At 71.1% G+C, this 13,799-nt stretch carries 12 protein-coding genes; 8 read left to right on the plus strand and 4 right to left on the minus strand.

Annotated elements, in window-relative coordinates; genetic code table 11:
- Nucleotides 1-69: 69 nt before the first annotated feature.
- On the minus strand, nt 70-4,491 hold the full coding sequence (locus ASF30_RS15725; RefSeq protein ID WP_055908613.1) for an HtaA domain-containing protein: 4,422 nt from the start codon (nt 4,489-4,491) through the stop codon (nt 70-72).
- Nucleotides 4,492-4,780: 289 nt separating this feature from the next.
- On the opposite strand from ASF30_RS15725, the gene ASF30_RS15730 reads away from it, so the two are divergent.
- Genes ASF30_RS15730 through ASF30_RS15740 form a run of 3 tightly spaced genes read left to right on the plus strand, consistent with a single transcriptional unit; the run spans nt 4,781 to nt 7,792 of the window.
- A complete protein-coding gene (locus ASF30_RS15730) occupies nt 4,781-5,836 on the plus strand; it encodes a heme/hemin ABC transporter substrate-binding protein (RefSeq protein WP_235480358.1) in 1,056 nt (351 codons plus the stop codon).
- Nucleotides 5,829-6,968: a FecCD family ABC transporter permease gene (locus ASF30_RS15735; protein WP_235480359.1), complete on the plus strand. Its 1,140-nt coding sequence runs from the start codon at nt 5,829-5,831 to the stop codon at nt 6,966-6,968. Before ASF30_RS15730 ends, ASF30_RS15735 begins: the two co-directional genes overlap by 8 nt.
- Entirely contained in the window at nt 6,965-7,792 is an 828-nt protein-coding gene (locus tag ASF30_RS15740) for a heme ABC transporter ATP-binding protein (RefSeq protein ID WP_082467901.1), read from the plus strand. Before ASF30_RS15735 ends, ASF30_RS15740 begins: the two co-directional genes overlap by 4 nt.
- Before the next feature lie 85 nt (nt 7,793-7,877).
- Here the strand turns inward: ASF30_RS15740 and ASF30_RS15745 are convergent, their stop codons facing one another.
- Complete coding sequence (locus ASF30_RS15745) at nt 7,878-8,240, minus strand: sterol carrier family protein (protein ID WP_055908617.1); 363 nt, start codon at nt 8,238-8,240, stop codon at nt 7,878-7,880.
- Between the two features lie 105 nt (nt 8,241-8,345).
- Here ASF30_RS15745 and purD point away from each other — a divergent pair, with 105 nt between their 5' ends.
- From purD to ASF30_RS15770, 5 genes are all read left to right on the plus strand, one after another.
- The gene (gene purD, locus ASF30_RS15750; protein ID WP_055908621.1) at nt 8,346-9,629 is read left to right on the plus strand and encodes a phosphoribosylamine--glycine ligase; all 1,284 of its coding nucleotides are present in this window, start codon (nt 8,346-8,348) and stop codon (nt 9,627-9,629) included.
- 109 nt (nt 9,630-9,738) lie between these two features.
- A complete protein-coding gene (locus tag ASF30_RS15755; RefSeq protein WP_055908624.1) occupies nt 9,739-10,677 on the plus strand; it encodes a phosphoribosylaminoimidazolesuccinocarboxamide synthase in 939 nt (312 codons plus the stop codon).
- 88 nt (nt 10,678-10,765) lie between these two features.
- A complete protein-coding gene (locus ASF30_RS15760) occupies nt 10,766-11,218 on the plus strand; it encodes a YybH family protein (protein WP_162240772.1) in 453 nt (150 codons plus the stop codon).
- 46 nt (nt 11,219-11,264) lie between these two features.
- Entirely contained in the window at nt 11,265-11,642 is a 378-nt protein-coding gene (locus ASF30_RS15765; protein WP_055908630.1) for a VOC family protein, read from the plus strand.
- Between the two features lie 43 nt (nt 11,643-11,685).
- On the plus strand, nt 11,686-12,567 hold the full coding sequence (locus ASF30_RS15770; protein ID WP_055908633.1) for a VOC family protein: 882 nt from the start codon (nt 11,686-11,688) through the stop codon (nt 12,565-12,567).
- 166 nt (nt 12,568-12,733) lie between these two features.
- Here the strand turns inward: ASF30_RS15770 and ASF30_RS15775 are convergent, their stop codons facing one another.
- Together ASF30_RS15775 and ASF30_RS15780 are read right to left on the minus strand one after the other, a co-directional pair.
- Nucleotides 12,734-13,153, minus strand: coding sequence for an organic hydroperoxide resistance protein (locus ASF30_RS15775; protein WP_055908636.1), 420 nt, complete (start codon nt 13,151-13,153; stop codon nt 12,734-12,736).
- A complete protein-coding gene (locus ASF30_RS15780) occupies nt 13,153-13,683 on the minus strand; it encodes a MarR family winged helix-turn-helix transcriptional regulator (RefSeq protein ID WP_200918464.1) in 531 nt (176 codons plus the stop codon). The genes ASF30_RS15775 and ASF30_RS15780 overlap by 1 nt, the downstream gene beginning before the upstream one ends.
- Nucleotides 13,684-13,799: the final 116 nt, after the last annotated feature.

The raw sequence follows: 13,799 nt of genomic DNA on the forward strand, positions 1-13,799 counted from the left end.
GAGGCCCGCGACGACAGTGAGGGGCGACCCGGCTGGCCGGACCGCCCCGCACGATGTGCGCCCTCGGAGCTACTGCTTGGCCGCCCGCGCTGCGACGACGGCTCGGCGACGCAGGATCACGGCGACGACGATCGCCGCGATCACGATCAGGGCGACGACAGCCCAGATCCACCAGCCGGAGTCGCTCACAGGCTCGACCTCGGCAGCCGCAGCCGCAGCCGCAGCCGCAGCCACGTCACCGTCGGTCGCCTCCGCGACGGGCTCGTCGGCCGTGGCGGCGACGGCGCCGCAGTCGGCCGGGAGCGGAGCCGTGAACGACACGGGGTCGAGCTCCTCGCCGGCGGGATAGGTGCCGAACGCTGCGGCACCTTCCTCGGTGAGCACGGCGGGGATGGCCGTTCCGGTGATGGCGGCATCCGTCGTCGTCAGTGCGTCTGCACTGAGATCGAGTGACGCGAAACGGATGCCGGCGGCCGTCACGGGCTCGCCCTGCTGGGTGGTGCCGGTGACGTCAAGCAGCAGGTAGCCCTCGGTCGGGCCCGCCAGCTCGATGCGGGGGTTCGCGACGGTGGTGTCGAGAGCGCCGCCGTGGCCGCTGAACTCGATGGCGCCGGTGAATCCGACCAGGCCGCGCGTGGCCGAGGCGTCGACGCTTCCGGTTCCGCCGGTCCAGCTGAACACGCCGTTCTCCTCGGTGACGCCGGTGAGGATCCAGTCGCCGTTAGCGATGCCGCCGGTGAGATAGCCGCGGAACGATTCCTTGAAGCCCCAGTCGAGCGTGGCGTCGGTCACTGTGCACTGGCCGGCGACGGCCGTGCGCTCGGGGATCGTGAGCACGATGCCCTTCGCCGTCGATCCCTGGAAGGTGAGCGTGTGGGTTCCGGTCAGCGAGGCGGGCAGGGTGCCGGTCCAGGTGACGGCGCCCGTGGCGTCGGCCGTGAGATCGCGGGCGAGCACGGTCGGCGTCGAGTAGATGACGACGGTGATGCCGGTCTCGTTCGGCTCGAAGCCCGTGACGGTGATCGTGACCTCCTCGCCGTTGACGAGCGAGGTCAGGGTGGTGTCGTCGAGCTCGATCCCTGTGGTGGCGGGCGGGGTCGACGGGATCGGGGTGACGGATGCCGCGGCTGCGGCTGGCGCCGACGCCACGGTGCCGCCGGTTCCGGCGGGCGCCGCCCCCGTCGCTCCGATGACGGCAGTGAGCGGTGCGAGCGAGCGGCCGGCCGAGTAGAAGCCGTCGAAGGCCGCGGCTCCGGCACTGGTCAGCGTGACCGGGGCACTGGCGAACGTCGTCGCCCCGCCCGCCGTCGACCGCGACGCCGCGCCGAGGTCGACGGCGCCGAAGTCGACCCTGGAGCCGTTCACCGAGACCGACAGCACACCGGTGGCGGAATCCGTCACCCGCAGGATCGGCGCGGAGAAGGTGAGGTCGAGGGCTCCGGAGTGCCCGGTGAAGCGCACGGCTCCGCTGTAGTCGGCGGTTCCGCTGTTCGACGCCTGGTCGAAGGAGCCGCCCGACTGGCCGAACTGGAAGACGCCGCCGTCCGATGTGGCGCCGCCGCTGACGGCGATGGCGCCCTGGGCGATCGGCCCGGTGACGTAGCTGCGGAAGGAGGAGTCGATGCCCCAGCGCAGCGAGCCGGTCGAGGTGGGGTCCGACACCGGGGGCGTGGTCGGCGCGACAGGCGGCGTGACGGCACTCGTGACCGTCACCGTGACGCCACTCGAGCTGCTCACAGCGAACGCGGCACCCGAAGCGGCCGCGAATCGGGCGGTGAAGGTGTTCGTGCCGACTGTGCTCAGCTTCACCGTCGTCTTCGCGCTGCCGGAGGAGAGTGCGACCGGCGTGCCGATCGCCTTCCCGCCGCTGATGAACGTCACGAATCCGGTGGCCTTGGTGGGAGCGACCTTCGCGGTGAGGGTGACGGATGCTCCGGCCGTCACGCTCGTCTTCGACACCGCGAGGGTGGTCGTCGTGGCGACAGGGTCTGTCGGCGGCTCCGGCGTGACGACGGCGGCACCGATCACGGCGGTGAGCGGCGACAGCGAGCGACCGGCCGGGTAGAAGCCGTTGAAGGCGACCGCCCCGGCGGTGGTGAGGGTGACCGGAGCGTCGGTGAACACTGTCGCTCCCGTGACCGTGCTGCGGGTTGCGGCCTTCAGGTCGACGGTTCCGAAGTCGACGCGGGCACCGTTGACCGTGACCGAGAGCACGCCGGCCGTGGCACTGGTGACACGCAGGATCGGGTCGCCGACGGTGAGGTCGAGAGCGCCTGAGTGACCGGTGAACCGCACCGATCCGGCGTACTCGGCCGTACCGCGACCTGTGGTGCCATCGAAGGTTCCGCCGGACTGCGCGAAGCTGAAGGCTCCACCGGCTGCCGTCGCGCCAGCACCGGGGGTGACGGATCCCGAGGCGATCGGCCCCGTCACGTAGGCACGGAAGTCGGCGTCGATGCCCCAGGTGAGAGAGCCCTTCTCGGTCGGCGTGACCGGTGGGACGACCACGCTCGAGACCGTCACGACGACGGCAGCCGAGGTGCTGGCGAGGTAGCCGACTGCCGGCACGAACTGCGCGGTGAGGCTGGCGGCGCCGACGGTACTGAGCACGACGCTCGTCGTGGCGACGCCATCCTTCACGGCCACGGCGCCACCGAGGGGGGTCGAGCCGTCGAAGAATGCGACGGTCCCGGATGCCGCGGCAGGGGTGACAGTCGCCGTGAGAGTGACGGTGCCCCCGGCCGTGACAACCGTCTTCGACACCGCGAGGGTCGTCGTGGTGTCGACGTCGGGCTCGGGCTCCGGAGTCGGGTCGGCGAAGGTGAGCTGGGTGTAGGTCTCGAAGGCGGCGTACTTGGCGCCGCCACCGGGGTAGGTGTAGATGCCGTAGTTGCCGGTTCCGGGGTCCTTCGAGTTCACCGCGGAGACGGGGACCTCGACCTCGAAGGTACCGTCGGGCCCGATCTCGATCGCGCCTGCAGCGGGGCCGCCGATGGTCGCCATGTCGGCCGCGTTGACGGCCCAATAGGTCTGCAGGCCCACCCGGGCCGATGTGGTGGCGTTCTCGGTCGGCTTCCAGACATCCGCGAACCGGCCGAAGGTCACGTAGGCGCCGGTGAACTTGCCGGCCAGCGGCGGACGCGTGCCCGACGTGGTCGGCGCGTTCGGCACGAAGCCGGTGCCGCTCACGGTGACCGTGTCGCCATCGGGGTTGAGGTTCGTCGTCTTCGAGACCGTGACGGTCGGCGTCGGCAGCTTCTCGGCGAAGGTCAGCGCGGTCGCCGTCTCGAAGGCGGCGTACTTCGCGCCACCGCCGGGGTAGGTGTAGATGCCGTAGTTGCCCGTTCCCGGATCCTTCGGGTTCACCGCGGAGACGGGGACCTCGACCTCGAAGGTGCCGTCGGGCTCGATCTCGATCGCGCCCGCAGCAGGGCCGCCGATGGTCGCCATGTCGGCCGCGTTGACGGCCCAGTAGGTCTGCAGGCCCACCCGGGCGCTCGTGGCTGCGTTCTCGGTCGGCTTCCACACATCGGCGAAGCGGCCGAAGGTCACGTAGGCGCCGGTGAACTTGCCGGCCAGCGGCGGACGCGTGCCCGACGTGGTCGGCGCGTTCGGCACGAAGCCCGTGCCGCGCACGGTGACGGTGTCGCCGTCGGGGTTCAGGTTCGTCGTCTTCGACACGGTGACGGTCGGCGTCGGCAGCGGCGCCGGCGCGTAGGCGACAGGCGTGATCGTGTTCTGGCTCGGGTCGCTGAACCCCTGGCCGTGGGCCTTCGAGGTGTAGAGCGCGTAGGCGGGGGTCGCCGTGCTCGGGGCGGGAACCGTGACGGTGAGAGAGAACGTTCCATCAGCCTGCATCGGAGCGCTCTTGCCGGCACCCGACTCGCCCTGGGGGTTTCCGACGGCGATCCACACGGTCTCGCTTGAGACCAGGCTCGAGCTGCCGGCGTAGAAGCCGGCGAGACCGACAGGGCCGAGGCCCAGGTAGATGCCGGGCGAGACGCCGGCGAAGCCGCTGCCGGTCACGGTGATGGTGCCACCGGATGCCGGAGCCTGCGTCGCGGTGATGACGGGCGCCGCAGCCACGGCGGCGAGTGGCGCGGCCTGGGCCTTCGGTGCCGGAGTCGTCGTGGCGGCCGGGGTCGGAGCCGGGGACTCGGCGGCCGGCGCGGGCTCACTGCTCGGCTCGGGCGAGGGCGCGGCCGTCTGGGCCGGAGCCTCGGGGGTGGGGGCCTCCGGGGCGGGGGCTTCCGGGGCGGGAGTCGCCTCAGGGGCGGCATCCGGCGCCGGCTCCGCCGTCGGTTCCGTAGCCGGCTCCGACGTCGGCGTGGCAGTCGGCTCGGCGGTGGCCGCCGGCGTCGAGACGGCGACGATGTCGTCGGCGAGCGCCGGGGCGCCGGTGGCGAACACACCTCCGGCCGCCAGCAGTGTCACGGTGAGCGCCGCGAGAATGCGGCGGTAAGTCGAGGACGGCGGATGCGGGTGATTCACGACGCGGGTGCTCCAAGGCAGGACGAAGGCACGCGTTGAGCGGCGGTGCTGCCGGGCGCGTGCGGGTTTGCGAGGGGTGGATCGCCTGAGTTAGCTTAGGCTTGCCTAACGTATCCAGACGCGGCATCCGTTGTCAATTCTAAGGTTAGGCTAACCTAATCAAGCCATGCTGACTCCTCTCTCGCGCCCCGTCCGCCGCCAAATTCTCCCGGCCCTCGCCGCGGCCGTCGCGAGCCTGCTGACCCTTGCCGGCTGCGCTGCGGGCCCCTCCTCGGCGGCGCCCGAAGAGATGACTCAGCCGCAGTGCATCGGCTCGGGCCAGGCGCTCACCGAACTCGATCTCGCGCCCGACCCGTCGGATGTCGCCGGTCCATCGACGGCCTGCCTGCTCGACGCCCACGTCGAGGCCGTGAGCTCGACGACGACGCCCGCCCTGCCCGTCACCGTCACCGACGTGCAGGGCACGAGCGTGACCGTTACGGATGCCTCCCGCATCCTCCCGCTCGACATCACCGGCGCCATCGCCGCCACGGTCTTCGGCCTCGGGCTCGGCGACCAGGTCGTCGGACGCGACGGATCGACCGGCTTCCCCGAGGCCGTGCACCTCCCCGTCGTCACCGCCGACGGCCACACCCTCTCCGCGGAGCCGATCATCGCCCTCGCCCCCACCGTCGTCATCACGGACACGACGCTCGGACCGCGCGACGTGATCGCCCAGCTCCGCGATGCCGGCATCCCGGTCGTGATCGTCACGAAGGAGCGCAGCATCGAGACCGTCGGCGAGCTCGTGGCCCAGGTGGCCGCCGCCCTCGGAGTGATCGACACCGGCGCCTCCCTCACCGACCGGGTCGAGAACGAGATCGACGCGACGCGGGCCGAGATCGACGCCGTCGCCCCCACCGATGTCGCCGACAGGCCGCGCATCCTGTTCCTCTACGTGCGGGGATCCGCGGGCGTCTACTACCTCTTCGGCGAGGAGTCCGGCGCCGACTCCCTCATCCGCGCACTCGACGGCGTCGACGTCGCCGGCGAGATCGGCTGGACCGGCATGCGCCCGGTGACGGCCGAGGCGCTCATCCAGGCCGCGCCCGACGTCGTACTGCTCATGACGAAGGGGCTCGAGTCCGTCGACGGCGTCGATGGACTGCTCACTGCCGTGCCAGCCCTCGCCGCGACGCCGGCGGGCGAGAACCGCCGCTTCGTCGACATGAACGACACCGACATCCTGAGCTTCGGCCCGCGCAGTGCTCAGGTGCTCGACGCCCTCGCCCGGGCGATCTACGCCCCCGAGGCCTCGGGTCCCGTGGCGGGCGCCGCCGGTGATTCCGGAGAGTCGAGTGAGTGACCTGGTGACGGATGCCGTCACCCCGCCGTCCTCCCCCGCGTCGCCGAGCCGCGCCGAGCCGACGGAGGCCGCGCCGGCTGCGGCATCCGCGGATCGACGTCGTCCGACTCGAGCGGTCCTCCTCTTCGCCGGCCTCGCCGTCGCCCTCGTCGCCGTCATGCTCATCGCCGCCTGCAGCGGCCAGCTGCCCATAGCGCCTGGCGAGGTGTGGAACTCGCTGCTGCGCGGACTCGGCGTCGACGTGCCGCCCGCGGCGGTTCCGACGACGGATGCTGCGCTCTGGAGCATCCGCTTTCCCCGCATCATCATGGCCGTGGTCATCGGCGCCGCCCTGGCCGCCGCCGGAACCCTGATGCAGGCCGTGTTCGCGAACCCCCTCGCCGAGCCCGGCGTCGTGGGAGTCTCGTCAGGCGCGGCCCTGGGAGCGGCGGCCTCGATCGTGTTCGGCTGGGCCTTCCTCGGCGAGTGGACCATCGCCGTGGCCGCCTTCGCCGCCGGACTCGTCACCACGCTGTTCGTCTACCTCTCGAGCCGCTCCGGCGGAAAGACCGAGGTCGTGACGCTGGTGCTCACGGGCATCGCCGTGAACGCCTTCGCCGGAGCAGCTCTGGCCCTGCTGATGTTCCTCGGCGATGCCGGATCCCGCGAGCAGATCGTGTTCTGGCAGCTCGGATCGCTCAACGGATCGCGCTGGCAGCAGGTCGCCGTCGTCGCGCCGCTCGTGATCGCCGGGCTCGTCGTGGCGTTCCTGCTCGCCCGCACCCTCGACCTGTTCTCCCTCGGCGAGCGCGGCGCCCGTCACCTCGGCGTCAACGTCGAGGGCGTTCGCATCGTGGTGGTGGTGGTCGTCGCCGTGCTGGTGTGCGCGGCGGTGGCCTTCGCGGGCATCATCGCCTTCGTCGGCCTCGTGGTGCCACACCTCATGCGCATGATCATCGGCCCGGCGCACCGGGCGCTGCTCGCTGCGAGCGTGCTCGGCGGAGCCGTGCTGCTCCTCGCCGCCGACCTCGTCGCGCGCACCGCCGTGCCGATGGCCGACCTGCCCATCGGCCTGCTCACCTCGCTCATCGGCGGACCGTTCTTCTTCTGGCTGCTGCGTCGCACGCGCCGGCGAGCCGGGGGCTGGGCATGACGGCGCAGGCCGAGGTGACGCTCCCGGCTGCCGTGACGGATGCCGCCCTCCCCCTCGACCCCGTCCTCTCCGCCTGCGGCGTCGGCGTCGTCATCGACGGCGCCACCCTGCTCGACGGCGTCGACTTCGAGGCGCGGCCCGGCGAGGTGCACGCCCTCATCGGGCCCAACGGCGCCGGCAAGTCGACGCTGCTCGGAGTGCTCGCGGGCGACCGCGCTGCGACATCCGGGAGCGTGCAGGTGCAGGGCCGGCCGATCGGTTCGTGGCGGTTGCGCGAACTGGCGCGCACCCGCGCCGTGCTGTTGCAGCAGCACGACGTGTTCTTCCCGTTCACGGCGGGCGCGGTCGTCGCCATGGGGCGCGCGCCCTGGCGCGGAACCCCCGCCGAGGACGACGACGAGCGCCTGATCGCCGCGGCCGTCGCCGAGACCGATGTCGTCCATCTCACTGCACGCACGGTGCCGTCACTGTCCGGAGGTGAACGGGCGAGGGTGGCGCTGGCCCGGGTGCTCGCCCAGGCTGCGCCGACGCTGCTGCTCGACGAGCCGACGGCCGCCCTCGACCTGCGCCATCAGGAGGACGTGCTGCGCATAGCCCGGTCTCGCTCACGGGCCGGGGACACCGTGGTGGTCGTGCTGCACGACCTCAACCTGGCGGCAGCATATGCCGATCGCATCACGCTGCTCGCTGGTGGGCGCCTGGTGGCATCCGGGAGCCCGGATGCGGTCCTCACGGCCGAGCGCATCACCGAGGTCTACGGACAGGCCGTCGAGGTGATCCCGCATCCGCGCACGGGGGCGCCGCTGATCCTTCCGCTGCGGTGACCCCCGCCTGTCCCGCTCGCTGAGGCCCGGACGGAGTCCGCGGCGGTCGCGGCGCTCACGTCGCTCTACGAGCGGAGTGCGGCAGCTACCGCACCACCGGCAACAGCCCGTCGAGTTGCGCCCGCTGGCCCGAGGCGTGCACCCGGCCCGACGCCAGCGCATCGTCCCAGGCCTCGGCGCCGGTGGCGAGCGCCAACCAGGTCGCGGCATCGGTCTCGATCACGTTCGGCGGCGTTCCGCGCGTGTGCCGGGGTCCCTCGATGCACTGCGTCGCTCCGAACGGCGGCACCCGCACCTCCACGGTGTTGCCCGGGGCACGATCGGCGAGAGCCTGCAGAGTGAACCGCACGGCCGTCGCCGTCGTGTCGCGACTCGCGGATGCCGCATCCGCCTGCCACTGCCGCAGCGCGGCGAGCCCCAGACCTTCGTCAATGCGTGCGCGTCCCATGCCTCCATCTTCCCGCGCCCCCGCCGAGTTGCCCACTTCAGCCAGTGGCAGGCGGACGCGACTGGCTGAAGTGGGCGACTCGGCGCATCCCCTACCCTTGAGGGCGTGAAGATTCTCGTTCTGGGGCCGGGCGCGCGCGAGCACGCCATCATCACCGCTCTGCTCGCCGACCCCGCCGCACACGAGGTCATCGCGGCACCGGGCAACGCGGGTATCGCGGGCGACGTTCCCGTACTCCCGATCGACGCCGAGGATCCCGCGGCCGTCGCCGCCCTCGCCACCGAGCACGGCGTCGACCTCGTGGTCGTCGGCCCCGAGGCCCCGCTCGTCGCCGGAGTGGCCGACGCCGTCCGCGCCGCCGGCATCCCCGTGTTCGGCCCCGATCAGGCCGCGGCCGCCCTCGAGGGATCGAAGACCTTCGCCAAGCGCATCATGGACGCCGCGGGCGTGCCCACGGGGCGGGCCGTGCGTGCGGCCACCGTGGAGGAGGCATCCGCCGCTCTCGACGAGTTCGGAGCGCCGTATGTCGTGAAGGCCGACGGCCTCGCCGCGGGCAAGGGCGTGCTCGTGACGAGCGACCGCAGGGCCGCCGTCGCCCACGCAGCCCAGTGGGCTCCGCGCGGAGGCGTGCTGATCGAGGAGTTCCTCGACGGCCAGGAGGTCTCGCTCTTCCTGCTCTCCGACGGAGAGCATGTGCTGCCGCTCTCGCCGGCGCAGGACTTCAAGCGCCTGCTCGACGGCGACGCCGGCCCCAACACCGGCGGCATGGGCGCCTACTCACCGCTGCCGTGGCTCGCCGACGAGTTCGGCTCGGAGCAGGCTTTCGTCGACGAGGTCATCGAGACCATCGCCCTCCCGACGGTGCGCCAGCTCGCGGCGGAGGGAACACCCTTCGTCGGTCTGCTGTACTGCGGCCTCATCCTCACCTCGAAGGGCATCCGGGTCATCGAGTTCAACGCCCGCTTCGGAGACCCCGAGACGCAGGTCGTGCTGCCCCGCCTCGAGACACCGCTCGCCGGACTCCTCCTGGCCGCTGCCACGGGTTCCCTCGGCGATCACGATCGTCCGGTCTTCTCCGACGACGTCGCCGTCACCGTCGTGATCGCCAGCGAGAACTACCCCGAGCCGCCCATCACCGGACGCATCCTGCACGGTCTCGCGGATGCCGCAGCCGTCGAGGGCGTGCACCTCGCCCACGCCGCCACGGCCCACGGGGCCGAGGGAACCGACGCCGCAGGCGAGCTCGTCGCCACGGGGGGTCGCGTGCTCAGCGTCGTGGCCGTCGGCTCCGACTTCGGCGAGGCGCGAGCACGCGCCTACGACGCCCTCGGCCGCATCGCCCTCGAGGGCGGCCAGTTCCGCACCGACATCGCCGCGAAGGTCTCCTGAGCCGCCGGCTGCCAGCTACCGCCTGCCGCCTGCCGCCTGCCGCCTGCCGCCTGCCGCCTGCCGCGATCGGCGCATCGTGCGCCCCGCCCCGCGAAAGTAGACTGGGCGCGTGACCGCGACGCCAGGACAGACGCCAGACCAGACGCCAGCCCCGGGCGATGAGGCCGTCCCCGGCTTCACCCGGGTGTACTCGGGCAAGGTGCGCGACCTCTACGAACCCGTCGACCCGTCGGATGCCACCATGCTCGTGGTCGCCAGCGATCGCGTCAGCGCCTTCGACCACGCCCTCGAGCCCGGCATCCCGGGCAAGGGCGAACTGCTCACGACCCTCAGCCTGTGGTGGTTCGACCAGCTGCGCGTGCCGAACCATCTCGTGCCAGACCACAGGGTCGACGGATCCAGCCGCATTCCCGCATCCGTCTCGGGTCGGTCGATGCTGGTCAAGAAGCTCGACATGTTCCCGATCGAGTGCGTCGTGCGCGGCTACCTCACCGGATCGGGCTGGAAGGAGTACCAGGCGACGCAGACGGTGTGCGGCCTGCCGCTTCCGGCCGGGCTGAACAACGGCGACCGCCTGCCCGAGCCCATCTACACCCCGGCGTACAAGGCGCCGATGGGCGAGCACGACGAGAACATCGACTTCGAGCAGACCGTCGAGCTGGTCGGCCCCGACGTCGCCGCCGAGCTGCGCGACCTCTCGCTGGCGATCTTCGCCCAGGCCTCGCACGTGGCCGAGGGCCGCGGGGTCATCCTCGCCGACACCAAGTTCGAGTTCGGTGCCGACCGCGAGACCGGGGTCACCACCCTCGCCGACGAGGTTCTCACCAGCGACTCCAGCCGGTACTGGGATGCCGAGGCCTGGAACAGCGGCACGACACCGACCGAACGCATGGCCAGCTTCGACAAGCAGATCGTGCGCGACTGGCTCGCGGCCAACTGGGAGGACGACGGCGTCACGCCGCCGCCCACCCTGCCGAGCGAGATCGTCGAGCGCACGGCCCTGCGCTACCGGGAGCTGCTCGAGCGCCTCACCGGCGACGCCGCCTGAGCTCGGGTCTCCGGCAGCTGTCGAATTCCGGCGGCATCCGTTCGTCGTCCTGATGAGCGCCCATCAGGGCGCGGAACAGGAGACGACCATGACCACCCTGATCGACCTCGACCGCAGGGTCGACGAGACCGAGATCGACCGCGAGATCGACGAGGCCGAGATCGGCTGGCTGCTCACGAAACGCGGCGCGGCCGTCAAGGCCATGGACGCCGATTACCTCGTCTCGCGCCATGCCCCCGGATCGACCGGCTTCGACATCACCCCCGCCCGTCACGGACGGGATCATGCCGTGACGGATGCCGCCGCCCTCCGCGACTGGTTCAGGACCTTCGAGGACTCCCTCGACTACTCGATCCTCGATCTGTCCATCGTCGTCGGCGACGACGTGGCGTTCGCTCACAGCCTCGATCACTTCACCGCCACACCTTTCGGCGCACGTCGCGCTCAGGTCTGGTTGCACGTGACCACGGGGCTGCGGCGCATCGGGGGATGCTGGCTGATCACCCACGAGCACCGCTCGATCGCGTCACCGCCGCAGTGACGGGCGAAGGTGGCATCGGCGGCGACCCGCCGGTACCGTGGCTGGCATGCGAGTGAAGATGTGCAGCATCCATGTCGACGACCCGGCCGCGGCCTTCGCCGTCTACACCGAGACCCTCGGCTTCGAGGAGGCTCTCGTCATGCCCGAGCACCACCTCTACGTCGTGCGGGCGCCCGGCGACACCGACGGCGTCGGCCTGCTGCTCGAGCCGAGCGACAATCCGCTCGCGCTCAGCTACAGGCAGGGCCTGCACTCCAGCGAGATCCCGGCCATGGTCTTCGGGGTGCCGGATGTCGCTGCCGAGCTCGAACGCCTGCGGGCGAGCGGCGTGGTCATCCACACCGAGCCCGAGACCACGCCGTACGGCACGACGGCGGTGTTCGACGACGGATGCGGCAACCTGGTGCAGTTGCACCAGGACTGACCGCGGCCGGAATACGCTCCCGACATCAGTTGTTGCTACAACTATGACGACTTCGGCCTCAGACCTCCTCGCCGCCGACACCGGGATGGGTGCGGTGACGCTGCGGGTGGGTGACCTCGACGCGATGATCGCCTACTACCGCGACGGCGTCACCCTCGAACTCCTGGCGAACGATGGCAGCACGGCTGTGCTCGGGCGCGGCGCGACGCCGGTCATCATCCTGCTGCACTCGCCCGAGCTGAGGTCGGCCGAGCCGCGCAGCGCCGGCCTCTTCCACACGGCCATAGTGTTCGACACGCAGTCGACCCTGGCCCTGGCGATCTACTCCGTCGCGACCCGCTACCCCGGAACCTTCACCGGAAGCGCCGACCACCTGGTGAGCGAGGCGTTCTACTTCACCGACCCCGAGGGGAACGGGGTCGAGCTCTACTGGGATCGCGCCCGCACCACCTGGAGCTGGGCGCACGGCCAGATCGAGATGGCGACGCTCTACCTCGACCCGAACGCCTACCTGCAGGAGCACATCACCGAGGAGGCGGTAACGGCGGCCGCCGCCGCGCCCGTCGGCTCGGCGATGGTCGGCCATGTGCACCTCTCGGTCGGCGATGTGGCGAGCGCGCGAGCGTTCTACGTCGACAAGCTGGGCTTCGAGACCACGGCGGCGCTCGGCGACTCGGCGCTGTTCGTCTCGGCCGGCGGATACCACCACCACATGGCCATGAACACCTGGAACAGTTCGGGAGCCGGCCGTCGTCGGCTCGCCCTCGGTCTCGGCCAGGTCGACATCATCGTGCCGGGCGCCGATGACATCGGGGCCCTCGACGAACGGATGCGGCACTACGGCGTGAAGACGCGTGACGACGGACGGACCGTCGCCTTCGAGGATCCGTGGGCGAACGCGATCCGCGTCACCGTGGCCCCGTAGCGGCCCGCCCGCAGTGAATGCGGGGAGTCGAGCAGCTTGCGCAGCACAGCTGAAAGGCGGGAATCGAAACGTGGCCGACGAAGTCGACCGGGTTCCGACTCCCGCCTTTCAGCGAATAGGCACCGAACGTGGCCGACGAAGTCGACCGGGTTTTCACCTCGCCATTTCAGTCCGCGAGCTCGATCGTCACCTCGATGTTGCCGCGGGTGGCGTTGGAGTACGGGCACACCTGGTGTGCGGCGTCGATCAGGGACTGCGCCTGCTCGGGCTCGACGTCGGGCAGCGAGACCTCGAGCAGAACGGAGAGCTGGAACCCGCCCTGACCGTTGGGCGTGATGTCGACGCGACCGCCGACTGTGGAGTCGACGAGCTTGACCTTCTGGCCGCGCGCCACGGCGTGCAGCGCCGAGTGGAAGCAGGCGGCGTAGCCGGCGGCGAAGAGCTGTTCGGGGTTCGAGCCGAGGCCGGATCCGCCCATGCCTGCCGGGATGGCCATCTCGAGGTCGATTCGTCCGTCGGTCGAGCGCACGTGGCCGTTGCGGCCCTCGCCGGTCGAGAGGGCTTCGGCGGTGTAGAGAACGTCCATCATCTTCTTTCGTGGGTTGCGGCATCCGTCGGCGTGCGCAGCCCGACGGTCACCTCGTTCATCCCGGCGGTCAGCTCGCGCAGTGTCTGCAGGAGTGCAGGTGCGGTCTCGGCCGAGAGCCGGGTCGCTTCCGCGACACAGCGCGGAACGTCTTCGAGTTCGGTGCGGAGTTCGGTGCCCCGTTCGGTGAGTGACACTGTCACGACGCGGTCGTCGCGTGTCGCCGTCGCGCCGCGGCGACGCTCGACCAGGCCGCGCTCCTCGAGCCGCTTGAGCAGCGGCGAGAGCGTGCCGGAGTCGAGGCCGAGGTGGCCGCCCAGACGGCGGACGGATGCCGTCCCCTCGGTCCAGAGCAGCACGAGCACGAGGTACTGCGTGTAGGTGAGTCCCCACGGAGCGAGCAGCTCGCGGTAGGCGACGCTCGTGGCGTGCGAGGCGCGGTAGAGCGCGAAGCACACCAGCGGGTCGAGAGGGGATGACTGCGCGGAGTCCGGCGACGTCGTCGTCGCGGGTGCTGTGTCGATGGCCATGCATTAACGGTCGCACACAATTGTGTTGTGCACAACTTAATCGGCTGTCGTTCAGCCAACAGGAAGGCGTGGGCCGACGACGACCACTCGTTAGGCTGGAGCACCACGTACCGGGA

It is taken from the genome of Leifsonia sp. Leaf264 (genome assembly GCF_001422325.1).
Taxonomy (GTDB): Bacteria; Actinomycetota; Actinomycetes; order Actinomycetales; family Microbacteriaceae; genus Orlajensenia.